The 23841-nt window shown below is 72.1% G+C and carries 17 protein-coding genes and 1 pseudogene; 8 read left to right on the top strand and 10 right to left on the bottom strand.

Annotated features, from left to right (window positions below; all coding sequences use genetic code 11):
- Positions 1–128 precede the first annotated feature (128 nt).
- From ACF08W_RS07205 to ACF08W_RS07190, 4 genes and pseudogenes are all read right to left on the bottom strand, one after another.
- Positions 129–3688: pseudogene (locus ACF08W_RS07205) on the bottom strand (LamG-like jellyroll fold domain-containing protein).
- 625 nt (positions 3689–4313) lie between these two features.
- Positions 4314–5342 (bottom strand): endonuclease/exonuclease/phosphatase family protein, encoded by a 1029-nt coding sequence (locus tag ACF08W_RS07200; RefSeq protein ID WP_352277672.1) that lies wholly within the window; start codon positions 5340–5342, stop codon positions 4314–4316.
- 202 nt (positions 5343–5544) lie between these two features.
- Positions 5545–6195, bottom strand: coding sequence for a TetR/AcrR family transcriptional regulator (locus tag ACF08W_RS07195; RefSeq protein WP_392278857.1), 651 nt, complete (start codon positions 6193–6195; stop codon positions 5545–5547).
- Positions 6196–6262: 67 nt separating this feature from the next.
- Positions 6263–7891, bottom strand: a complete 1629-nt coding sequence (locus ACF08W_RS07190; RefSeq protein ID WP_392278710.1) for an MFS transporter — start codon at positions 7889–7891, stop codon at positions 6263–6265.
- Between the two features lie 193 nt (positions 7892–8084).
- Here ACF08W_RS07190 and panB point away from each other — a divergent pair, with 193 nt between their 5' ends.
- From panB to ACF08W_RS07175, 3 genes are all read left to right on the top strand, one after another.
- Positions 8085–8972, top strand: a complete 888-nt coding sequence (gene panB, locus ACF08W_RS07185; RefSeq protein WP_352277674.1) for a 3-methyl-2-oxobutanoate hydroxymethyltransferase — start codon at positions 8085–8087, stop codon at positions 8970–8972.
- 156 nt (positions 8973–9128) lie between these two features.
- Positions 9129–10151 (top strand): ATP-binding cassette domain-containing protein, encoded by a 1023-nt coding sequence (locus tag ACF08W_RS07180; RefSeq protein ID WP_385204970.1) that lies wholly within the window; start codon positions 9129–9131, stop codon positions 10149–10151.
- Entirely contained in the window at positions 10148–11002 is an 855-nt protein-coding gene (locus ACF08W_RS07175) for an ABC transporter permease (protein ID WP_392278709.1), read from the top strand. Before ACF08W_RS07180 ends, ACF08W_RS07175 begins: the two co-directional genes overlap by 4 nt.
- Before the next feature lie 83 nt (positions 11003–11085).
- Here the strand turns inward: ACF08W_RS07175 and ACF08W_RS07170 are convergent, their stop codons facing one another.
- Positions 11086–14403, bottom strand: coding sequence for a BTAD domain-containing putative transcriptional regulator (locus ACF08W_RS07170; protein WP_392278708.1), 3318 nt, complete (start codon positions 14401–14403; stop codon positions 11086–11088).
- A 205-nt stretch (positions 14404–14608) separates the two neighbouring features.
- Here ACF08W_RS07170 and ACF08W_RS07165 point away from each other — a divergent pair, with 205 nt between their 5' ends.
- Positions 14609–15415, top strand: a complete 807-nt coding sequence (locus ACF08W_RS07165) for a site-2 protease family protein (protein WP_392278707.1) — start codon at positions 14609–14611, stop codon at positions 15413–15415.
- Positions 15416–15444: 29 nt separating this feature from the next.
- On the opposite strand, the gene ACF08W_RS07160 is transcribed toward ACF08W_RS07165, so the two are convergent.
- Together ACF08W_RS07160 and npdG are read right to left on the bottom strand one after the other, a co-directional pair.
- Positions 15445–15618, bottom strand: a complete 174-nt coding sequence (locus ACF08W_RS07160; protein WP_352277680.1) for a hypothetical protein — start codon at positions 15616–15618, stop codon at positions 15445–15447.
- Between the two features lie 142 nt (positions 15619–15760).
- Positions 15761–16471 carry an NADPH-dependent F420 reductase gene (npdG, locus tag ACF08W_RS07155; protein ID WP_366297916.1) on the bottom strand — a complete coding sequence of 237 codons (711 nt, stop codon included), beginning with the start codon at positions 16469–16471 and terminating at the stop codon, positions 15761–15763.
- A gap of 119 nt (positions 16472–16590) precedes the next feature.
- On the opposite strand from npdG, the gene ACF08W_RS07150 reads away from it, so the two are divergent.
- Complete coding sequence (locus tag ACF08W_RS07150) at positions 16591–17193, top strand: hypothetical protein (protein ID WP_385204958.1); 603 nt, start codon at positions 16591–16593, stop codon at positions 17191–17193.
- A gap of 58 nt (positions 17194–17251) precedes the next feature.
- Positions 17252–18595 carry an MFS transporter gene (locus tag ACF08W_RS07145; protein ID WP_392278706.1) on the top strand — a complete coding sequence of 448 codons (1344 nt, stop codon included), beginning with the start codon at positions 17252–17254 and terminating at the stop codon, positions 18593–18595.
- 10 nt (positions 18596–18605) lie between these two features.
- Here the strand turns inward: ACF08W_RS07145 and ACF08W_RS07140 are convergent, their stop codons facing one another.
- Complete coding sequence (locus ACF08W_RS07140) at positions 18606–18842, bottom strand: hypothetical protein (RefSeq protein ID WP_385204952.1); 237 nt, start codon at positions 18840–18842, stop codon at positions 18606–18608.
- Positions 18843–18900: 58 nt separating this feature from the next.
- Here ACF08W_RS07140 and map point away from each other — a divergent pair, with 58 nt between their 5' ends.
- Both map and ACF08W_RS07130 read left to right on the top strand, forming a co-directional pair.
- Positions 18901–19758 carry a type I methionyl aminopeptidase gene (gene map / locus ACF08W_RS07135; RefSeq protein WP_385204949.1) on the top strand — a complete coding sequence of 286 codons (858 nt, stop codon included), beginning with the start codon at positions 18901–18903 and terminating at the stop codon, positions 19756–19758.
- A 244-nt stretch (positions 19759–20002) separates the two neighbouring features.
- Positions 20003–20665, top strand: coding sequence for a heme oxygenase (biliverdin-producing) (locus tag ACF08W_RS07130; RefSeq protein WP_385204945.1), 663 nt, complete (start codon positions 20003–20005; stop codon positions 20663–20665).
- 76 nt (positions 20666–20741) lie between these two features.
- Here the strand turns inward: ACF08W_RS07130 and ACF08W_RS07125 are convergent, their stop codons facing one another.
- Entirely contained in the window at positions 20742–22319 is a 1578-nt protein-coding gene (locus ACF08W_RS07125; protein ID WP_392278705.1) for an HtaA domain-containing protein, read from the bottom strand.
- A gap of 62 nt (positions 22320–22381) precedes the next feature.
- The gene (locus ACF08W_RS07120) at positions 22382–23806 is read right to left on the bottom strand and encodes an HtaA domain-containing protein (protein ID WP_392278856.1); all 1425 of its coding nucleotides are present in this window, start codon (positions 23804–23806) and stop codon (positions 22382–22384) included.
- Positions 23807–23841 lie beyond the last annotated feature (35 nt).

Here is a 23841-nt window from a genome sequence, read left to right as displayed (position 1 = left end):
GATTGTTCGTCCCCACCCAAAAGAAGTCGTGTCCGAGAAGAGATCCGCCGTCGCGGCATCTCCCGGGGGAAATGGCCGCCTGAAACCGGGGGCGGCGTGGTGACGCCGCGACCGCCCCCCCGGTCCCGCTAATCGCCTGTCAGTGCTTCGGCCTGTTCCTGACCGGCCACCGCACCGGCCCAGATCCGTACATCGGCGATGCGACTCGGCAGGAAGTACTTCCATGCACCACCGTTGAGGCCCTTGCCTATCGCGAACTCGCCCGAGCCGGGCGTAGCGGTGAACGACTTCGGCTCGCCGTTGAGTACGTAGCCCACCCGGAGCGAAACTGCCGCGTCCTGCGCGTCGAAGATGCCCGTCAGCCGTACGGGCGAGTCGACGGCCGCCTCCTCGTCGGAGACCACCGAGACGGACGTACCGTCCGCGTTCAGCCGCCCGAAGCGCCAGAACCCCACGGGCACCTGCCGCTCCTCCTGCGTCTCGTCGTCCAGCACGGTCTTGTGGCCGGTGACCTCGAACCACAGCCCCCAGGACGAACCGTCGGCGGTCCGCTGGCCGAGGACCTGCCCGACGTACCCGACCGGTTTCGCGGCCAGCTTCGCCTCGTCCAGGGACACCAGAGTGGTCACCGTGAACGACCCCGTGGCGTCGACCAGCGGGACGGCCGCCGTGGCGGCATCGTCCACACCGTCCAGAACCAGTTCCTCGCCATCCAGTGAGGCACCACCGCTCAGGGTCAGGTCCCTGCCATAACCGGAACCGTCGGGAACGGTGGTCGCGCTGCCCGCCCCCGGGAACCACTCCGCGACCAGCTCGGTACCCGCGAAACCGTCCGAGATCTTCAGCCGCGCCTCGTCCGCGATCTCTTCGGCGGTCAGGGCCCGCTGCCAGACCGCCACCTCGTCGATGCTGCCCGGGAAGTAGTACTGGTAGTTGTCGGCCCACTTGTACCGGCCGATCTGGAGAGAGCCGGGCGACTGCCAGGCCCCCGAAGCCGTGATGCCGCCCTGCAGAACACCATTCACGTAGAACGCCAGTTCCTGGGTGACCGGGTCGTAGGTGCCCGTCAGATGCGTCCACACACCAACGACCGCCGGATTCTTCGACCAGACCCCGTAATAAGCCTTGCCCGTGGCCTCGTCCTTCTCCTTCACACCGAAGAACCAGTTACCCGTGTCGCGCGAGTAGTCGAGAATGAACGGTGAATAGTGGGCGCCGTCCTGGGAGGCGACGATCCCCACGCTCGACGTCCGGTCGAGCCGCGCCCGCGCCGAGACCGTGTACGCGGACCGGGTCTCCAGCACGGAACCACTGGTCGCCGCGTACCCGGACGTTCCGTTGAGCGCCAGGCCTCTGTCCGTGACCGGCGTGTCCAGCGGAACACCCGACGCGTCGTGGGTGATGACCCCACGGCGGCCACGCTCGTCGCGCACCGCCCCTCCGGCAAGCACCGCGTCGTCGCCGCCGTCCGCCGTGGCGACATCCTTCGCAACACCGTCCGCCTCGTCGAAGTGCCACCGCCCGACCGGCCCCTCGCCCGCCGCGACGAGGAAGTCCACCAGGTTCTGCGCACCCCAGCGACCCACCGTGTCCTTCGCCCTGACATACAGCCGGAACGTCCCCGACTTCGACGGTGTGATCGTCTCCTTGACCGACGCCCCCACACGCTCCGCCGACCACGAAGCATCCTGTGTGAGGCGGTACTGGTAGGCCGTGTTCGTGTCACCCGTCGCCGCGGAGAAAGTGAACGTGTCCTTCACCCCGGGACCACCCGCCGGCGCGCACGCGTTGGTGGTGCACTCCGTGTACGTGGTGCCGAAAGTGATCTTCGGGGCCTTCGGAGCGGTCGGATCGACCTTGAAGTAGCACCAACCGGTCGTCGAGGCGTTCGACGGCCCCGGCAGCTGGCTCTTACCCCCGTTGTAGTACGACCGCGTCCACGACCGGTACCGGTACAGCGTCCCCTCGGCAAGAGCCGGGGCCGATGCCGAGACCTTCACGTTGTCACCGACGTATCCGGTGGTCGGACGTTCCATCTCGGCGAACGCGTTCGCCCACGTCCCGTCGGCTGCCTTCTTGTCCACATCCATCGCGACCCTCAGCTGCGCCTCCTTCTCACCACCGGAAGCCGTCTGAGGCGTGGACGTCAACGTCGGTGTCGGGTCGGACACGATCGCCGGATCCGACTCCTTCGTCTCACAGACCGTGCCGGAACCGGTCACCAGCCCGATCCCTGTCGGCTTGGCCGGCAGTCCGACGTAGTCCACCGCGAGCACTGCGTCATTCTTGAACCGCTTCCACGCCGAGGTGTCCTCCTCATCGTGCGCCTTGAGCATCAGCGTCAGCCGGGAGAACTTCCCGGCCGCGAAGTCGCGCACGGTCGGCGTCAGGTTCTCGTCGGGCTCGGCCGGATTGTCCTTGAACTCGATGGGCGCGTCCGGCGAATCCGGATCGCACAACGACCCCCGCCCGGCGGACACGTTCTGGTCCCCCATCAGGTCCAGGTGCTTCGGACGCGACGCCCACGTCGTGGCTGAGGAGATGTTGTTCGTACGGACCAGATCCACCCATCGCGGATCGCACTGGAACGCCCACGGCTCCGTCACCCGGAATGTCACGCCCAGCACCTGCTTGCCCTTCAGGTTCGCCGGGGAGAACTCGAAGTACAGCCGCTGCTTGTATCCCGGACCGCAGTAGTAGCCGTTCCAGGTCCCGCACTTGCCGATACCGCGGCCTCTGTTGTCGTCGTCATTGCTCCACCCGTAGGACTCGTACCCGTCCGACCGCAGCAGCGTCCGCTCCGACTCCCCCCACGTCACGGGAGGGTCGATGAACAGAGGAAACGCCGCCTTGTCCGTCTTCGCCAGCATGTCGGCATCCGGAACGACGACCAGAGCATCCTTCGCGATCTCCACACCGACGCGGGAGACGTTGTCCCCCTGCCCCGGCTCGATGCCCGTGCCCGACGACACCGCCTCCGAGGCGTCACCCGCCACGGCCGGACCGACACCACCAGCCCGTGCGGCACCGCCCCTGGGCGACACGGACGGGGCGGCCACCACCCCAGCCGAGTCCCACATCCGCGCGGGTGGCGCCCGGAAGACCGTCTGCCCGTCGCCGTCCACCGCGGTCAGGTTCCCCGCCGGCCCCCTACGGACCTCAAGCCCCCTCGTCTTCAGCCCGAACGACAGCTTCTTCAGCTCCGGCGCCGTAGCCGCCTCGGGCGACTTCACCACCAGCACCTGCTGAAAACTCTCCACCGTCGCTGTCACCCTCAGATCCACGCCCGGCAGCACGTCCCCGTAGACCGCGCTCGGACCATCGATCCGGGGCACCGGAAGCTTCGTCGGCCAGTCCAGCTCCAGCGACCGCCCCCGGTCCGAGATCTCGACCAGCGGATCATCGCCACCGGCGGAGAACGACATCCCCACCGCGGCCGCCCTCGGGCCCACCGAACCGTCCGCGCGACGCTCCAGCGTCGCGTCCGGGGCCTGCCACCACCACCCGGCTTCGCGACCCGGACCGGAACCACCGATTGCTCCAGCGTGAAGGTGAACCCGTCCGGATTAGCGAACACCGTCGACCGTTCCGAACGCTCACCAAGCACTTCGACCCGGGTCCCCGAAGCCTGCGCCTCCGCCAGGGCCCTCGCACCCTCGTTCAGCTCGGGGGCGTCCGACGCAGCCATGGTCGCGTGCCCCTCCGTCGCCGGCAGGACCAGAAGCGACAGCGCGGCAACCGCCGCCAGCCCACCCAGGCGCCATCTTCGGACATGTCGAGACCTTGCACCAAACTCCACGAGCCCCCACCCCAGAGTCACACAACCGACACAAACGAAGGCGGAGTCAACGGCAAGCGGACTCGCGGCGTCAATAGAGAGGGGTCACGATCGATACCGCCAACTCGAGCCCCACTCTCGCGAATTGATCTGAATTCCCGGAATACAATCCATTCGATGGATCCGTCCATAGATCACCGTGCGTAGACAACCTCCGGCGCCGACCAAGTACCTCCCCACAGCAAGACGCCCCAATTCGACCGGGTCACCACGGGAAACCGGAAGCAAACCAATCGGTTTGCTTCCGGTCCGTCACCCTCACCACACCGACACCAGGTGACGCATGTCACGCCCCCGCGCGTGGAAGATTCCTGTCAGTCACATTCGCCGAAGCGCCATATCAAGGACAAAAGGTGTCCGACGTACGGCACGGCAGCGGATCTGGTCGGACCACATCGTGCCGGGAGGCGTCACAGGAGCAGACCGTGCGGTCTCGTTCGGTGGTCGCCGAGGTCAGCCCGCTCGGGTCGAGGGGTCAGAGCTTCACGCGGGCCGCGAGCGGGAGGTGGTCGCTCTCGGTCCGCTCCAGCGTCCAGGACGACACCGGTTCGACGTCCCGTACGAGGATCTGGTCGATCCGGGCCATCGGGAACGAGGCCGGCCAGCTGAAGCCGAAGCCGTTGCCCGCGGCGCCCTGGGTGGAGCGCAGTTGGGAGGTGACCGCCGTCAGGGCGCGGTCGTTCATCGTGCCGTTGAGGTCGCCGAGGACGATCACCCGGTCGAGGCGTTCGTCGGCGATGGCCTCGCCCAGGGCGTCCGCGCTGTCGTCGCGCTGGTTGGCGGTGAACCCGGCGTGCAGCTTGACGCGGACGGACGGCAGGTGGGCCACGTAGACGGCGACCTCGCCCTTCGGGGTGGTGACCGTGGAGCGCATCGCGCGGGTCCAGCCCATCTTGATGTCGACCGGCCGGGTGGCGTGCATCGGGTACTTGCTCCAGAGGCCGACGGTGCCCTGGACCGAGTGGTGCGGGTAGCTGTCGGCGAGGGCCTTCTGGTACGCGGCGACCTTGCCGGTGGGCAGCTCCTCCAGGGCGATGACGTCGGCGCCGGAGGCCGCGACCTTGCGGGCGGTGGCCGCGGGGTCGGGGTTGTCGGCGTTGACGTTGTGGGTGGCGACGGTGAGGTCGCCGCCGGTGCCCGTCTTGTCGGTGAGCAGCCCGCCGAAGGCGTTGAGCCAGACCACGGCCGGCAGCAGCAGGGCGACCAGGGCGGTGGCCGAGCGGCGCACCAGGGCCAGGACCAGCAACAGCGGGACGAGGAGCCCGAACCAGGGCAGGAAGGTCTCGGAGAGGCTGCCCAGGTTGCCGATGGCGTTGGGGATCTTGGAGTGGAAGGCCAGCACCAGGGTGAGGAGGACGGAGCAGCAGGCGAGGACGATGCCGCGCCGCCAGATGCCGGGGTCGCCGGTCAGTCTCGCGCGCAGTCCACTCGGCCCGGAGCCCGGTCCGGCGTGCTCCGGATCCGTGCGGTCGTTCCCGGTGTCCGCTCCGTACGCCTGCACCATCGCTGTCCTCACTGCTGCCCTTGCCGTGCGTGTCGCCGCGCCCTCGACCCTAGGCGATGGGCAGCGTGTTTCCGGTCGTCCGCGACGGCCGTACTGCCACCAGGACGAACGGTGGGGGCCGGTGGGTTCCTGCCGGGACGGGTCCGGCGGGTGCTGTGACAGAACAAGGACATCCGGGCCATTCCGCTTCGGCCCGGGCGCGTCAGCGGGGGTCGGCCGGGTGCGGGGCGGGTCCTTCGGCCGGGCGGGGCGCCAGTCCGTCCACCAGGGCCCGGACGATCCGGTCGGCGAGGTCCTCGGGCAGCGGCGCGTCGGGGCGGTGGACGGTGCGTACGAGCATGGGGCCGAGGAACAGATCGCCCATCAGTTCCACGTCCAGGTCGGCGCGGAGTTCGCCCGCCTCGACCGCGCGCCGGACGGCGGCCGTCATGGCGGCGCGGCGGGGGCCGATGACGTTGCGGTGGTACTCGTCCCAGAGCCGGGGGTGGCTCTTCATCTGCGCGAACACGTTGTGCAGCAGGGCCGAGGAGCGGTGGGCCAGGCCGCGCCCGCGGATCGACTCCAGGAGCAGGCGCAGGTCGGCGAGGCCCGCTGTGCCGGAGACGGCGGGCTCCGGGGGTTCGATGTCGCGCAGGACGTCGACGAAGAGCTCCTCCTTGCCGCTCCACCGCCGGTAGATCGTCGCCTTGCCGACCCCGGCGGTGCGGGCTATCCGTTCGATGGAGAGGCCGCCCAGCGGTTCGCCCGCCTCCAGCAGCGCGGCGACGGCGTCCAGGATGGCCCGCTCGGCGGCCGCGCTGCGGGGCCGGCCGCGGCGCGGTTCTGCTTCCGGTTCCGCTTCCGCCTCCGCCACCGCGCCTGCCCGCGAGGAGTGGTCCCGGTCCTGCGTACCCGCCCGTACCCGCACGTCGTTCCGCCTCTCACCGCACCGCCCGGCCGCCCGGCCGATTGTCGCCGACGGGGTCGGTGGCCCCGTCCACCGCCCCCGGTCCGGACGGCGCCGCCCGCTTCCCGGGCAGGAACAGCAGGACGACCAGGGCGCCCAGCAGGGCCACGGTGGCCGATCCCGCGGCGGTGACGTGCATGGCCTTCAGGAACGCGTCGTCGGCGGAGGCGGCCAGGGAGGCGCCCGCCGGGCCCATCCGGTCCGCGATGCCGAGGGTGGCCTCGATCGACTCCCCCGCCGCGTCCCGGGCGGCGGGCGGGACGGCTCCGAGGTGGTCCTCGATGCCGTGCCGGTAGACGGCGGAGAGCACCGAGCCGAGCACGGCGACGCCGAGCGCCCCGCCGACCTGCCGGAAGGTGTTGTTGATCGCCGAGCCGGAACCGGCCTTCTCCCGGGGCAGCGACTGCATCACCGAGACGGTGACCGGGGTCATCACATGGGCCATGCCCGTGCCCTGGACGAAGAAGAGCAGGCACAGCACCCAGACCGGTGTGGTCGCGTCGAACAGGATGAACGACGACAGCCCGACGGCGACCAGCAGCATGCCCCCGGTGCAGGTGGCGCGGGCGCCGAAGCGGTCCACGAGCAGCCGGGCCCGGGGCGCGAAGATCATCTGGGAGGCGGCCAGTGGCAGCAGCATCACACCGGCCTGCAGCGCGCTCCAGCCGCGCACGCTCTGCATGTAGAACGCGGAGAAGAAGGTCACCCCCATCAGCGCGAAGAAGATCAGCGCGATGGCGGCGACGGCCGCGGCGAAGGCCGGGTCCTTGAAGTACCCGATGTCGAGGGCGGGGTGGCTGCTGCGCTTCTCGTACCGGACGAATCCGGCGAGCACGAGCAGACCGCCGATGCTCGACGCCAGAACCACCGGGTCTGCGAAGTCGCCGAGCTGGCCGCCGCGGATGATGCCGTACACCAGCAGCACCAGGCCGACGATGGAGAGCAGTACGCCCAGGGGGTCGGTCCGGCCCGGGTTCGGGTCCTTGGAGTCGGGTACCAGCAGCGCCATCGCGATCAGGGCCACGATCACCACCGGCACGTTGACCAGGAAGATCGAGCCCCACCAGAAGTGTTCGAGCAGGAGCCCGCCGGTGATCGGGCCGATCGCGATGGCGACGCCGACGCTGCCCGCCCATACCCCGATGGCGCGGGGCTGCTCCTCGCGCTCGAAGACGTTCATCAGGACGGCGAGGGTGGCCGGCATCACGAACGCGGCGCCGAAGCCCATCAGGGCGCGCCAGGTGATCAGCTGGGCGGGCGAGCCGGACATGGCGGCCAGTGCGGAGCCGGCGCCGAAGAGCAGGATGCCGAAGAGCAGCACCTTCTTGCGGCCGATGCGGTCGCCGAGCAGGCCCGCGGTGAACAGGAGGCCGGCGAAGACCAGCGTGTAGGCGTTGATCGCCCACTCCAGCTGGCTCTGGGTGGCGCCGAGGCCGGAGGGCGCGGGGCTGGCGATGGTCTTGACCGCGACGTTCAGGATCGAGTTGTCCAGCACGACGATGAGCAGGCTGAACATCAGGACGACGAGGATCGCCCAGCGACGGCGGTGGACCGCCTCCGGTACGCGGGGCGCGGCGGCGCGGGCACCTGACGGCATCGACATGTCAGGAGCGTAGCCGATTTCCGATACGAGACCGTCTCGTATTGGAAAGTCTTGACCCGGTGCCGGGGCGGCTTGGACACCGGGACACCGCCGTACGGACACCCACTTCACGGGACCCGGCACGGGATGCCACCATGGAACCGGTCCGGGGACGCCGTCAGGGCGCCTCGAGATGACGAAGGAGCCGTTCGCCATGTCGCTTCAGGCTGCGCGAAACCAGTCCGTACCCTCTTCCGCGGGAGCCCCCGCCGACAGCAGCAAGGCGCTGTACGGAGGAAAGAGCACCCGCCGTATCACCGTCCACGACATCACCGCCGCCACCGCGCGCGGCGAGAAGTGGCCGATGCTCACCGCCTACGACGCGATGACCGCGTCCGTCTTCGACGAGGCCGGCATCCCGGTCATGCTCGTCGGCGACTCCATGGGCAACTGCCATCTCGGTTACGAGACCACCGTGCCGGTCACGATGGACGAGATCGCGATCCTCTCGGCCGCCGTCGTCCGGGGCACCCGGCGTGCCCTGATCGTCGCCGACCTGCCCTTCGGCTCGTACCAGGAGGGCCCCGTCCAGGCCCTGCGCAACGCCACCCGGCTGATCAAGGACTCGGGGGTCGGTGCGGTCAAGCTGGAGGGCGGCGAGCGGAGCCACGAGCAGATCCGGCTGCTGGTCGAGGCGGGCATCCCGGTGATGGCCCACATCGGCCTGACCCCGCAGTCCGTCAACGCGATGGGCTACCGGGTGCAGGGCCGCGGCGAGGAGGCCGCCCAGCAGTTGCTGCGGGACGCGAAGGCGGTGCAGGACGCGGGGGCGTTCGCCGTCGTGCTGGAGCTCGTACCGGCCGAACTGGCCGCCGAGGTCACCCGCACCCTGCACATCCCGACCGTCGGCATCGGCGCCGGTCCGGACACCGACGCGCAGGTGCTGGTCTACACCGACATGGTCGGGCTGACCGGCGGCAAGGTGCCGCGCTTCACCAAGCAGTACGCGAACCTGCGCCAGGTGCTGGGCGACGCGGCGAAGGAGTTCGCCGAGGAGGTCGTGGGCGGGGCGTTCCCGGCCGCGGAGCACACCTTCCACTAGTCCGCGTATCCGTTCAGTTCGCGTATCCGTTTCCGCCGGGACGTGTGCCCGGCGGAAACCGGTAGACCACTGCCCGCACCACCGACAGCCCGCCGACATCCCCCATCGGCGGGCTGTCGGCCCGCTGTCGGCGGCTTGTCGGTGGCGGCTGGTCCCATGGTGGGCATGACGCGAATCGACAAGAACCCCAGGAGCGGCGTGAACGCCGTGGAGGTCCGGGGTCTGGTCAAGCACTACGGCTCGACCAAGGCTCTGGACGGTGTGGACCTCGACGTCCGGGAAGGCACCGTCCTCGGTGTCCTCGGCCCCAACGGAGCCGGCAAGACCACGCTCGTGCGCTGCCTGTCCACGCTGATCGTCCCGGACGCCGGGCACGCCGTGGTGGCGGGGTACGACGTGGTGAAGCAGCCCCGGCAGCTGCGCCGGACGATCGGGCTGACCGGGCAGTACGCCTCGGTCGACGAGAAGCTCTCCGGCTGGGAGAACCTCTACATGATCGGGCGGCTGCTCGATCTGTCCCGCAAGGACGCGCGGGCCAGGGCGGACGAGCTGCTGGAGCGCTTCTCGCTCACCGACGCGGCGAAGAAGGCCGCCATGGACTACTCCGGCGGCATGCGGCGCCGGCTCGACCTGGCCGCCTCGATGATCGGCAACCCGGCCGTCCTCTACCTGGACGAGCCGACGACCGGCCTGGACCCCCGGACCCGCAACGAGGTCTGGGACGAGGTGCAGCGGATGGTCGCGGAGGGCGCGACCGTGCTGCTGACCACGCAGTACATGGAGGAGGCCGAGCAGCTCGCCAACGAGCTGACGGTCATCGACAAGGGCCGCATCATCGCCCGGGGCGGCGTCGACGAGCTGAAGGCGAAGGTCGGCGGCCGCACCCTCCAGATCCGCCCCTCGGACCCGGCGCAGCTGCCCGCGATGGCGCAGGCGATCCGGGAGGCCTCGCTCGACGGGGTGGCGGGCGCGCAGGCCGTCCCGGACGAGGGGCTGCTGTACGTGCCGATCCTCAGCGACGAGCAGCTGACCGCCGTCATCGGGCTGCTCGGCACCCGGGGCTTCCCGCTGGCGCACGTCGCCACCGCGCTGCCCAGCCTGGACGAGGTGTTCCTGGCCATCACCGGCGAGAAGTCCTCTTCCGCCGCCGAGACGATCCCCGAGGAGGTCGCGGCATGAGCACGGCGACTCTGACCCCCACGCCCGCGTCCACCGGTTCCGCCCGGCCCAGGGAGGTCCGGGACGAGGGCCGGATCGGGCTGCGGAGCAATCTGCGCCACATCGGGGCGCTGGTGCGGCGCAATCTGCTCCAGATCAAGAAGGATCCGGAGTCGATGTTCGACGCGCTGCTGATGCCCGTCATCTTCACGCTGCTGTTCGTGTACGTCTTCGGCGGCTCGGTCGGCGGCAGCATGGGCGGCGGCCGGCAGGAGTACCTGAACTACCTGATCCCCGGCCTGATGGCGATGATGGGCATGAACATCGCCATGGCGGTCGGCACCGGGGTCAACGACGACTTCCGCAAGGGCGTCATGGACCGGTTCCGGACGATGCCGATAGCCCGTTCCTCGGTGCTCATCGCGAAGATCGTGGTGGAGCTGGGCCGGATGATGGTGGCCACGCTGATCCTGCTGGGCATGGGCTTCGCCCTCGGCATGAAGCTCCAGGAGTCGGTGCTCGGGCTGGTCGGGGCGATCGCGCTGTCGGCCGCGTTCGGCGCCGCCATCATGTGGATCTTCATCCTGCTCGGGCTGACCATGAAGACGTCGCAGGCCGTCCAGGGGATGGGGATGCTGGTCCTGATGCCGCTCCAGTTCGGTTCCTCGATCTTCGCCCCGACGCAGACGATGCCGGGCTGGCTGCGGGCGTTCACCGAGTACAACCCGCTGTCCAACCTGGCCGACGCGGCGCGCGGGCTGATGATGGGCGGCCCCGTCGCCCACGCGGTCCTGGTGACGCTCGGCTGGACCGTGGTGCTCACCGCGGTGATCGCGCCGCTGGCGGTCTCCAAGTTCCGCAAGAAGTCCTGACGTACGGGGTTCCGCAGGGAGTCCTGACGTACGGGTTCCGCAAGGAGTCCTGACGTACGGGTGACGGGTCCGGCCCGCGCGGCTCAGGCCCGGTACGGCTCCAGCAGGGCGGTGGCCTCCTCCAGGGAGAGGCCGCCGCCCTCGGCGTACGCGCGCGCGTAGGCGTCCGGGCCGAGCACGGCGCGGGCCTGCTCCTCGGCCAGCTCCCGATCCTGCCGCTCCGACAGCGTCGGCACGTGCCCGCGGGGCAGCAGCTCCTTGCCGGCGCCCAGCAGCCGGGCCGCCGCCACCGCGCGGGTCTCGCCGCCGAGCCCGGCCAGCGAGCGGGCGATGGTCACCAGATGGACGACGCTCATCTGGGGGGCCATCAGCTGCGACAGCCGGTCGGTCGACCTGTCCAGCGCGGTCAGGGCGCGGGGCAGGGCGTCGGCGTACCGGCCGTCCTGGTTGTCCAGCCAGGCCGAGACGCCGATCACGAGCCCCTCGAAGAGAGCCATCGCGTCGGCGTGGAACTCCCGGTTCAGCACGGCCAGTTGTTCGCGCGCCTCGTCGGTACGCCCGTCGCGGCCCAGCCACATGGCCAGGTGGAGCCGGGCGAAGGACATCACCTCGTGCCCCTCTTCGAGCACCTCGCGCAGGATCGCCTCGCCCTCGGCGCCGCGCCCCATCTCGGTGACCACGGCGGCGTACCGGGTGCGCAGGACGGCCACCTGGGTCTGGGCGCCCAGTTGCTCGGCACAGTCGATGGCGGCCGTGAAGTCCGCGGCGGCGCGGGCATAGTCGCCGTGCCGCTCGTTGGCCTCGCCGCGCGCCGAGAGCGCCTCGGCCGCACCCCAGTCGTCACCGATCCGGCGGAAGATCTCCAGGCTCTCGTCGGCGTCCTCCCGGGCCTCGCCGGACCACTCGGGCCGGTTGGCCAGGACGTTGGCCCGCATCTGGAGGGCGGCGCCGAGCTCCCACTCGTAGCCGTACGCCCGGCACGCGTCGACCCAGGCGTCCAGCAGTCCGCGGAGTTTGCCGGTCTCGCCGACGAGCATGACCGCGAAGAACCAGAGCGAGGCCGGGCCCCGGCAGGTCTGCGGCTGGCCGGGCCGGTAGGTGTCGGCGATGATCCGCAGCCGGGCCATGCCCTTCTCGTCGGTCCACCGCTCCATGGCGTGGTCCATGCTGACCAGCCGGAGCATGGCGTTCTGGCGCCGGGCCTCCTGGAGCAGTTCGGGCCGCATCGGCGGCGGGGCGTCGATGCAGCGTTCGGCCAGGTCGGGGGCGGCTTCGGCGGGTCCGGCGAAGGGGTCGGGGCCCAGGGCCGCGACCGCGTCGGCCCACTGGAGGGCCTCGGACCGCACATCGCGCATCTGCCAGTACCAGCAGAGCGAGAGCACCATGCTGAGCGCCTCCTGCTCGTCGCCGGTGGCGACGGCGTGGCGCAGCGCGGTCCGGATGTTCTCGTACTCGCGCTGGAGGAGCGCGATCGCGTCCCGCTGGCGGGGGCCGCGCAGCTCGGGGTCGGTGGTACGGGCCAGCTCGCGGTAGAAGACCTGGTGGCGGCGGACCACGGGGGCCCGTTCGGCGGCCTCGTCGAGCCGTTCGGCGGCGTACTCGCCGACGGTCTCCAGCAGCCGGTAGCGCATCTCGCCGTCCTCGGCGGGGGCGGCGACGACCAGCGACTTGTCGACGAGCGAGCCGAGCAGCGCGGCGATCTCCGGTTCCTGGGCCGGGCCGTCCGCGCAGACCGCCTCGGCGGCGGTGAGGGTGCAGCCGCCCGCGAAGACGGAGAGGCGGCGCAGGACGGCGCGTTCGGGCCCGTCCAGGAGGTCCCAGGACCAGTCGACGACGGCGCGCAGGGTCTGCTGGCGGGGCAGGACTGTGCGGGCGCCGCTGGTGAGGAGGCGGAAGCGGTCGTCGAGCCGGTCGGCGATCTGGCGCGGGGTGAGCATCCGCAGCCGGGCGGCGGCGAGTTCGATGGCGAGCGGCATTCCGTCGAGGCGCCGGCAGATCTCCGCGGCGGCGGCCCCGGTCTCCGCGTCGGCGTCGGTACGGAAGCCGGGCCGGGCGGCGGCGCCGCGTTCGGCGAACAGACGGAGCGCCATCGGGTCGGGCAGCGATTCGACGGGGCGGACGAACTCGCCCGGTACGCCGAGGGGTTCGCGGCTGGTGGCGAGGACGGTGAGGTGCGGGCAGTGGGCGAGGAGGTGGTCGGCGAGGGCGGCGGCGGCCCCGATCAGGTGCTCGCAGTTGTCCAGGAGCAGCAGCATGCGGCGCCGGGAGCAGTGTTCGGTGAGCCGGGCCAGGGCGTCGCCCGCACCGCCCTCGACGGCCCGGAACTCCCCGGCACCGGCGCCGCGCAGCACGGTCTCACGGGCGCCGAGCGCGGTCAGCACGGCCTCCGGGACGGCCTCGGGGTCGTCGACGGGGGCGAGTTCGGCCAGCCAGACGCCATCGGGCCAGGAGGCGGCGACGGATTCGGCGGCCTCCTGGGAGAGCCGGGTCTTGCCCGCGCCACCGGGGCCCAGGAGGGTGACCAGCCGGGCGTGCGCCAGGTCCTCGCGCAGGGCCTCGATCTCCTCCTGGCGTCCGACGAAGCTGGTGAGCCGGGCCCGGAGGTTGCCCTGCGGCGCGGCGGCCGGGGCGGGCCCGGGGGCCGGGGTGGCGGGGCCGGGGGTCCGGGCGGGTGGTGCGGGGTCCTGGTGGAGCAGTTCGGTGTGCAGGGCGCGCAGCTCGGGGCCGGGGTCGGTGCCGAGGCGGTCGGCGAGCCCGGTGCGCACCTCGTCGTAGGCGGCCAGGGCCTGGGCGGTGCGGCCCGCGTCGCGCAGGGCCCGCAGCCGCAGCGCCTGGAGGGGTTCGTCGATCGGGTGCTCGGCGCAGAGGGCGACCAGTTCGGGCAGGGCGTCGTCGGCGCGGCCGAGCGCGAGGAGGGCGCGCAGCCGGGTGCGGCGGGCGTCCAGTCGGCGGGCCTCCCAGCGGGCGGCGGGGCCGGTGCGGTCGGGCAGGTCGGCCAGGACCGGGCCGGTCCACAGGGCGAGCGCCTGGTCGAGGAGGGCCGCCGCGTCCGCCGCGTCGCCCCGTTCCAGGGCCCGTGTGCCCTCCCCGGCGAGCCGCTCGAAGCGGTGCAGGTCGACGGCGTCCGGCCCGGCGGTCAGCCGGTAGCCGCCGGCCCCGGAGGCGACCGCGTCATGGCCGACGGCGCGCCGGAGCCGGCCGACGAGCGCCTGGAGCGCGCCCACCGCGTCGGCGGGCGGTTCGCCGTCCCACACCTCGTCGACGAGGACGGCGGCGGGGACCGTGCGGCCGGGGCGCAGCGCGAGGACGGTGAGCAGGGCACGCAGCCGGGCTCCGCCGAGGGGGACGGCCGTGCCGTCGTCGTGGAGTGCCCGGGTCGTTCCGAGGATGCAGTAGCGCACCGGCCTATTCTCCGCGACCGGAACCGGTACGGGCACACACGTCCGACTGTTCCCCTGTCCGATACTCCGCGTGCGGTGCTCCGGCTGGGTTCGTCATGCCCCCACCCTTTCCGGATCCACCGCCCGGACGCGAGACGTTCATGGCGTGTCGGCGGTACGGTCGCCGTCCGGTCCCCCGTGCCCACCCCTCCCCCTGGAGTCGCCGATGCCCCCCGCAGCAGCCCGCAGCGACCGGCGGATCAGTCCGGTCTTCCTCGGGATCGCCGCCGTGACGGCGGTGGCCGGCTGGGCGGTGTGGGCCGGTGCCGGATACCCGTACGGCCTCGCGGCCTTCGTCTTCGTCACGGGAGCCTGGGTCGTCTCGCTCTGTCTGCACGAGTACGCGCACGCCCGGACCGCCCTGCACAGCGGGGACGTCTCGGTCGCCGCCAAGGGCTATCTCACCCTCAATCCGCTCGCCTACACGCACGCCCTGCTCAGCATCGTGCTGCCGGTGCTGTTCGTGATCCTGGGCGGCATCGGTCTGCCCGGCGGCGCCGTCTTCATCGAGCGGGGCCGGATCCACGGGAGGTGGAAGCACAGCCTGGTCTCGGTGGCGGGGCCGCTGACCAACGTGCTGTTCGCGGTGGTGTGCACGGCGCCGTTCTGGCTGGACGCGCTGAGCGGGGTGCCCGCCGAGTTCCGGTACGCGCTGGCCTTCCTGGCCCTGCTCCAGGTGACCGCCGCGATCCTGAACCTGCTGCCGGTGCCCGGCCTGGACGGCTACGGGGTGATCGAGCCCTGGCTGCCGCACGGGGTGCGGCGCGCGGTGGCGCCGTACGCGCCGTACGGGCTGCTCGTGGTCTTCGCCGTGCTGTGGATCCCGGGGATCAACCAGGCGTTCTTCGACGGGGTCCGGGGGCTGCTGGAGTCGCTCGGCGTGCACGGGCTGGACACGGAGTGCGGACGGGCCGCCTACCGCTTCTGGGAGCACTGGGACGCCGAGTACCCGGTCTGCCGCGCCGGCCGGTGACCGGCGGCGGGTGACCGGCGGCGGGTGCCTCACCCGGTGGTGCGCGCACGCTCCTTGCGCAGGTAGAACCACGCCATGTTCGAGGAGAGCCCGGCCAGCAGCACCCAGACGATGCCCAGCAGGCTGCCCTGCACGAACGAGATCACGGCCGCGACGACCGCCAGGACGCAGACGGCGATGGCGTAGAGAGCGAGTCGGGGCATGGGGGCGGCTCCTGTCGGGGGTGGTGCTCGGTCCCGTCCAGTGTCCCCCATGCCCCTTTCCGTCCGCCGGAGGGTGGCCCCGGAGCGGGTCCGGGCGGGTGCGGGGCCGGGGCGTACCGGCCCCGGGGCCTGCGGGACCGGCTCAGACGTCGGTGGTCCGCAGACCGGCGTGCGCCTTGTAGCGCCGGTTGACCGAGATCAGGTTGGCGACCAGCGACTCGACCTGGTGGGCGTTGCGCAGCCGCCCGGCGAAGACGCCCCGCATGCCGGGAATCCGGCCGGCCAGGGCCTGGACGGTGTCGGTGTCGGCACGGGCCTCGCCCAGGACCAGCACGTCGGTGTCGATCTCCTCGATCGACTCGTCCTGGAGCAGCACCGCGGAGAGGTGGTGGAAGGCGGCGGTGACCCGGGAGTCGGGGAGCAGGGCGGCGGCCTGTTCGGCGGCGCTGCCCTCCTCGGGCTTGAGCGCGTAGGCGCCCTTCTTGTCGAAACCGAGCGGGTTGACGCAGTCGACGACGAGCTTGCCCGCCAGCTCCTCGCGCAGCGACTCCAGGGTCTTGGCGTGGCCGTCCCACGGCACGGCGACGATCACGATGTCGCTGCGACGGGCGCACTCGGCGTTGTCCGCGCCCTCCACGCCGTGGCCGATCTCCTCGGCGGCGGTCCGGGCGCGGTCGGCGGCCCGGGAGCCGACGACCACCCGCTGTCCGGCGCGGGCGAACCGGTAGGCGAGGCCGCGCCCCTGGGGGCCGGTGCCGCCGAGCACGCCGACGGTCAGCCCGGAGACGTCGGGAAGGTCCCAGGGGTCCTTGGCGGGCGGCTTGGCCGCCTGGTCATTGCTCTTCGTAGTCATGGCTCCGACATTACTGCTTGTCACGTGAACGGACCCGCTGTCACCCGGAGGTCCCCTTTCGAGTGGTCCGCCGAGGTTCCGCGGCGCGGGGCCCGGTCACCGGGGGAACATGCCGGGCCATGGATGCCGTACGCGTCGCCCTGCTCCGTGAAGTGCTCGCCGGGACCGAGTGGCCCACCGCCACCCGGCGGTTCGCCGGGACCCTGCGCTCCTCGGTCGTCCCGCACGGCGGCGGTCTGCTGCTGGTGGGGACGGAGGCGTACGAGCCGTGGCACCTGGCGGCCCATCTGACCGACGAGTCCACCTGGTCGGGGCTGCCCGAGCTGGCCCCCACCCTGGTGCGCCACCGGGTGGAGCCGGGCGGCCCGGCGCATCTGTCGGTCGGTCCGGGCCGGATCGAGACGGCCGGGCGGGGCGAGACGCTACTGCTGGTGGCCCCCGGGCAGGCCGGTGCCGGGCTGCTGGAGCGGGTGCACGGCGCGCGGCGCGCCGGGGCCACGGTGCTCTCGCTGAACGGCGGCGATCCGGAGGTGCTCGGCCTGGCCCACGAGGCGCTCACCGTGACCGACGCCGACGACATCGACCTGGACACCGTGCAGCACCTGGTGAGCGCGGCGGCCGGGGAGAACGGCGCCCCCGCCCCGCGCGGCCGCCACGGCTTCCGGGACCGGCTGTCCCGGCTCGCCGACCGGCTGACCGCCCCGCCGCCCGCCCGCTGGTGACACCGGCCCGCGGAAATTCCGTTGCGGTGACGGCGAGGGGCTCGGAGCATGGCCCTCCGTGACCTCTGCTCCATCCCCGGCCGCCCGGCTGGCCTCGCTCCTCCCCGACCTCTCGCCGCTGCGCTCCTCCGCCGACTTCCGGCTGCTGTGGGTCCAGGGCCTGGTGACGTACTTCGGCAGCTTCATGGCGATGATCGCGCTGCCGCTCCAGATCAAGGAACTGACCGGCTCCCCGCTGGCCGTCGGCGCGATGGGCGCGGTGGAGCTCGTACCGCTGGTGGTCTTCGGCCTGTACGGCGGGGCGCTGGCGGACGCGGTGGACCGCCGCAAGGTGATCCTGGCGACGGAGGCGGGGCTGGGGCTGCTCGCCCTGATCCTCCTGGTCAACGCGGCGCTGCCGACCCCGCTGCTCTGGCCGCTGTACGTGGTCGCGGCCGGGGTCTCCGCGCTCTCCGGGCTCCAGCGGCCCGCGCTGGACTCCCTGATGGCCCGGATCGTGCCGCACGAGCAGCAGACCGCGGCCGCCGCGCTGAACTCGCTGCGCTGGCAGTTCGGCGCGATCACCGGCCCGGCGGTGGCCGGGCTGGTGGTCGCCTACGCCGGTCACGCCACCGCGTACACCGTCACGGTGGCCACCTTCGCCGTCTCCGTGGTGCTGTGCCTGCGGCTGACGCCCGCGCCGCCCGTCCAGGAGAACACCAAGCCGTCGCTGCGCGGCATCGTGGAGGGCGCCCGGTACGCCTGGAGCCGGCCGGTGCTGCTGGGGACGTACGCGATCGACATGGCGGCGATGTTCTTCGCCTTCCCGAACGCGGTCTTCCCCTTCCTCGCCGACGAGCTGCACGCCGACTGGTCGCTGGGGCTGATGTACGCCGCCGGCTCGGTCGGGTCGCTGGTGCTGGGCCTGACCAGCGGCTGGACCTCCCGGGTGCGGCGGCACGGGCTGTTCGTGGTGTTCGGGGCCGCCGTCTGGGGGCTGGCGATCGCCGGGGCCGGGTGGTTCGGCAACGTGTGGCTGGTGCTGGTCTGCCTGGCGGTGGCGGGCGCGGGCGACATGCTCAGCGGGCTCGGCCGCTCCACGATCTGGAACCAGACCATCCCGGAGGAGCTGCGGGGACGGCTGGCGGGCATCGAGGTGCTCTCGTACAGCGTCGGCCCGCAACTGGGTCAGGTGCGGGCCGGCGCGATGGCGGGCTGGACGGGGACCAGGGCGGCGGTCTGGAGCGGGGGCGTGGCCTGCGTGGCCTCGGTCGCGCTGCTCTCCGCCCTGCTCCCCAAGCTGCTCACCTACGACTCCGAGACCGACGAGGACGCGCTGCGCAGGCGGCGGGCCAAGGAGGCCGGGGCGACGGAGACGGCGGCCCCGGCCCCGGCCCCGGAGGCCGGTCTCTCCGGGGCGTGAGCCCCGGCGCTCACCCCTCCCGGTCGGGCGGGGTGTCCGTGTCCCGGTCGTGCCACTTGGGGTCGTTCTCCCACTCCAGGTTGCGTTCCCGGGCGGTGTCCATGGCGTGCCGGGCCTCCTCGGGGGAGGTGTACGGGCCGAAGCGGTTCTTGGCCGGGCACTCGGGGCCCTCCTCGACCTTGTGATGCTCCAGGCAGTAGTACCACTCGCCCGGTTTGCCCACCGTGCGCTTCTTGAACAGGGCCATCGGGGCCTCCTTCCCTCGGGGCCATGCTGCCCCAAGCGCGCTGGTTAGACTCGCTGACATGTCTGGCCAGTCGCTGCTCGCACCCGGGGAGATCTCTCCCATCCGCACCGTGCCCGGAAAGATCCGGCGCCCCGAATACGTGGGCAAGCCGGCCCCGACCCCGTACACCGGCCCCGAGGTCCAGGACGCCGACACCGTCGAGCGCATGCGGATCGCGGGCCGGATCGCCGCCCAGGCGATGGCCGAGGCCGCGAAGCACATCACCCCCGGCGTCACCACCGACGAACTCGACCGGGTCGCCCACGAGTTCATGTGCGACCACGGCGCCTACCCCTCGACGCTCGGCTACCGCGGCTTCCCCAAGTCGCTGTGCACCTCGCTCAACGAGGTGATCTGCCACGGCATCCCGGACTCCACGGTGCTGCGCGACGGCGACATCGTGAACCTCGACGTGACGGCATACATCCACGGTGTGCACGGCGACAACAACGCCACGTACCTCTGCGGCGAGGTGGACGAGGAGTCCCGGCTGCTCGTGGAGCGCACCGAGGAGTCGCTGAACCGGGCGATCAAGGCGGTCCGGCCGGGCCGCCAGATCAACGTCATCGGGCGCGTCATCGAGTCGTACGCCAAGCGCTTCGGCTACGGCGTGGTGCGGGACTTCACCGGGCACGGGATCAACTCCTCGTTCCACTCCGGCCTGATCGTCCCGCACTACGACAGCCCGCACGCCACCACCGTGATGAAGCCCGGGATGACGTTCACCATCGAGCCGATGCTCACGCTCGGCAGCCACGACTACGACATGTGGGACGACGGCTGGACCGTGGTGACGAAGGACCGCAGGCGCACCGCCCAGTTCGAGCACACCCTGGTGGTGACGGAGACGGGCGCCGAGATCCTGACCCTCCCGTAGTCCGGTCCGTCCACCGGAACCGAAGCGGCCGTCCCCCCGGGGCGGCCGCTTTCGCGTGTGTGCGGTGCGTTCTTGCCGACAGACTGTCAGTAGTTTTACCGACACTTCGTCGGCAAGCTGTTGACTTAGGTAAACCTAAGTAGCAGGATCGAACGTGTCGCCGACTCCGCCGTGACGGGCGGGAGCTGGCGTTTTATCCGCGTTTTCCCGGACGTACTGTCCCTCTCGGCCCCGGAGGCCCGCCTTGGACGCAACCGCCGCCACCCCCTTCTCGACGCTCATCCGTACCGCGTCGCACCAGCAGCACACCGAGGCGGAGTCCTCGGCCTTCATGGGTGACCTGCTGGGCGGCCGTCTGGGTGTGGACGCGTACACCCGCTACACCGAGCAGCTGTGGTTCGTGTACCGGGCGCTGGAGGAGGGGGCGCGGGAGCTGGCCGACGACCCGGTCGCCGGTCCCTTCATCCGCCCCGAGCTGATGCGCACCGCCGAGCTGGAGCGCGATCTGGCCCATCTGCGCGGCGCGGACTGGCGCGAGGGGCTGGAGCCGCTGCCCGCCACGGCCGCGTACGCCGCCCGGGTCGCCGAGTGCGCCCGGGACTGGCCGGCCGGTTACGTCGCGCACCACTACACCCGCTACCTCGGCGACCTCTCCGGCGGCCAGATCATCCGCGACCGGGCGGAGCGGACCTGGGGCTTCGCGCGCAAGGGCGACGGGGTGCGGTTCTACGTCTTCGAGGGCATAGCCAACCCCGCCTCCTTCAAGCGGGACTACCGCGAGCTGCTGGACGCGGTGGAGGTGGACGACCTGGAGAAGCAGCGGATCGTGGACGAGTGCCGGCGCGCGTTCGCGCTGAACACCGCGGTCTTCCGGGAGCTGGGCGAGGAGTTCCCGCTCAGCGCGTAGGACCGCGCGTCGGGGTCGGAAAGGGGCGGGGCCGGTACGAGGTACCGGCCCCGCCCCTTTCCGTGTCCGCGGGCGGTCAGGCGGTACGGCGGCGACGGGCCACGGCCACCGCCCCGGCACCGGCCGCCACGACCACGCCCGAGGCGGCGATCAGGGCGCCGGCCGGGACGTCGGAGCCGGTGGCGGCGAGCGAGCCCGCCCCGTCGACCGAACCGCCCACCGAACCGCCGCCGACCGAGCCGCCCGCGAGTCCGCCGGTGGAACCGGAGCCGCCGGTGGCCGAATCGCCGCCCGTCGAGCCGGATCCGCCGGTGGCGCCCGGGAGTTCGGCGTCCTTGTCGAGGGCGACCGCGACGGTGAGGGCGTCGAGCTTCTCGCCGGCCCCGTACATGCCGCCGAACGCCTTGGTGCCGTCGGCGGTGAGCGTCGCCGGGACGGCGGTGAGCGTCACCACGCCGTCCTTCGCGGCCAACGTGCCCGCCGGGAGCGTGAGGTCGGCGACGGTCAGGCCGGTGTACGTGGAGACCTTCTTGGTTGTGCGGTCCTTGGTGGTGACGTCCGCGACCAGGGTGCCGCTGGTGCCGTTCACCCGGATCTCCATGCCGGTGAGGGAGAGGTCGAGGGTGTACGCGCCGTTCTCCTCGTGGCCCAGGAAGCGGACCGTGCCGTCGAACGCGGCGTTCAGGGTCTGCTTCTCCGCGTCGAAGCGGCCGGTGGCGTCGGGGAAGCGGTAGCCGCCGCCGGTGGCGGTGGCGCCGCCCGCCGTCTCGACCTTGCCGTGGGCGATCGGGCCGGTGACGTAGGTACGGAAGGACTTCTTGACCCCCCAGTCCAGGGTGCCGTCGAGGATCTCGCCCCGGGCGGCGGCCGGCTTGTCGGTGGTGGGCCTGTCGGTGGGCTTCTCCGTGCCGGGCTTCCCGGTGTCCGTGGGGGACGGGGAGGCGGGGGCGGTCGGTCCGGTGGTGGGCTTCCCGGTCGGCTCCGTGGTGGGCTTGTCGGTGGGCTCGGTGGTCGGAGGCGCGACCGCCTTCACGGAGAGGGTGGCCGGGTCGAGCGCGTCGCCCTCCTTGTACTGGCCGTTGAACGCCTCGGAGCCCGCCTTGGTGAGCGTCGCCGGGATGTCCGCGAAGACCATCGTGCCGCCCTCGCCCCGGCCGGGCTTGACCGACGAGAGGTCGAGATCGGCGAAGTCCACGTCGTCCTCGGTGCCCTCGGGCGTGGTGACGTCGACGGTGATGGTGCCGCCCGTCCGGGTGGTGGCCAGCTTCACGTCGGAGATCGTGATGTCGAGGACACCGCCGTGGGCGGAGAAGTTGACCCCGCCGGCGAAGGCGGTGTCGGTGCCGTGGGTGGTCGTGTCGTAGCTGCCCCTGCCGCCGGAGAAGGTGAACACCCCGTTGTCGGGCGCCTGGACGGCACCGTCCCGGACGGTGATCCTCCCGCCGGAGAACGGCGAGGCGAGGTACGTGCGGAAGGACTCCTTGACGCCCCACTTCAGGGTGCCGTCCGTCAGCTCCATCGTCGGCGCGGCGGCGGACGCCCGGGCACCGGAGGTGGTGTCGGCGAGCGCGGGAAGGGCGAAGACGGTGGCGCCGAGCGCGGCCGCGGTGGCGACCGCGGCGGTACGGGCTGTGCGGCGGCGGGTTGCTGCCATGGTCGTGGATCTCCTCGGGGAGGGAAGGAAAGGGGGATGAGGGAAGGGGGATGAACGGGGGGTTACTGGTCGTCGGTCCGCGTGGTGCGGTGACGGCGGATCAGGAGGAACGTGCCGGCCGCGGCCACGAGGACGGTCGCGCCGCCGGCGGCGAGGTACGCGCCGGTGCGGGAGTCGGTGCTCGCGGCGGCCCGCCCGGCGGCGGGAGCGGCGGGGGTGGTGGACGCGGTGGCGGCGGGGTCCGGCGACGGGTCGCTGCCCAGGTCGGGCAGGGCGGGCAGTTCGGCCCCGGCGTCGACGGCGACGGCCAGCGAGACCGGGTCCATCGCGGTGCCCGCCCGGTAGAGGGCGCCGAAGGTCTTCGCGCCGCCGCTGGTGAGGGTGGCCGGGGCCTCGGTGAGGACGGCGAGCCCGTTCTTCGGCGCGAGGTCCTTCGCGGGGAAGGTGACGAGCGGGACGGCCCGGCGCCGTTCGCCGTCGCTGCGGACGTCGGCCAGGAGCGTGCCCCGGCCCGCCTCGATCCGGACGGCGACCGCCGAGAGCTCCAGGTCGAGCCCGTCGGCGGCGGTGAAGCGGACACTGCCCGCGAACTCGGCGTCCAGGGTGCGCTTCGCCGGGTCGTACGTGCCCGTTCCGCGCGGGAAGCGGAAGAGCGCCCCGCCGTCCCGGGCCCCGTCGGCGAGGGTCCACTTCCCCTTGCCGACCGGGCCGGTGACGTACTCGCGGAAGGTGCGGCGCACGCCCCAGTCGACGGCGGCGTCCTCGAAGCGCCCGGCGGCCTTCTTCGTGGACTTCTCCGGCTTCGGCGTCGAACCCGCCTTCTTCCCGGGGGACTTGGTGGCGGCGGGCTGTCCGGCCGGGGCGACGGTGTCCACGGAGAGGCTGACCGGGTCGAGCGGGGTGCCCGCCGGGTAGTAGCCCGCGAACGCCGTCGCGCCCTGGGCAGTCAGGGTCGCCGGGACGCCCCGCAGGACGACCGGGGTGGAGCCGCCGCGCATGTCGATCCCGGACAGGCCGAGCGTCGCGAGCGGCACCTGGGCGGTCGAGGTGACCCGGCCGCTGCCCCGGTCCTTGCTGACCATGTCCGCGAACAGGGTGCCCGCGCCGCCCGCGATCCGGACGGAGGGGCGGCTGATGGTGAGGTCCAGTTCATGGCCGCCGCCGGACTTCGGGTGACCCAGGAAGCGCACCCCGCCGGCGAAGCGCGCGGTGAACGCGCCGGTGTCCGGGGCGTACGAGCCGGTGGCGGAGTGGAAGCGGAACTGGCTGCCGCCGGCCGTGGCGGCGCCGCCAATCAGGCTCCAGCTGCCGTTGGCGATGGGTCCGGTCACATAGCTCTGGAAGGAGGACTTGACGGCCCAGTCCAGCCTGCCGCCCTGCACCGTACGGGCCGTCGCCGCCTGTGCGGCGGTGGCCGGGAGCACGGCGCCCAGCACCGTCAGCAGCAGCGTGACGGCAAGTGTGCGGGCAGGTCTGGGCGACAGCATGGAACCCCTCCGGGACATGGAAATTAAGGTAAGGC

The sequence above is a fragment of the Streptomyces sp. NPDC015144 genome (genome assembly GCF_043079735.1).
In the GTDB taxonomy this organism is placed as follows: Bacteria; Actinomycetota; Actinomycetes; order Streptomycetales; family Streptomycetaceae; genus Streptomyces.
This window is presented reverse-complemented; position numbering and strand designations above follow the sequence as displayed.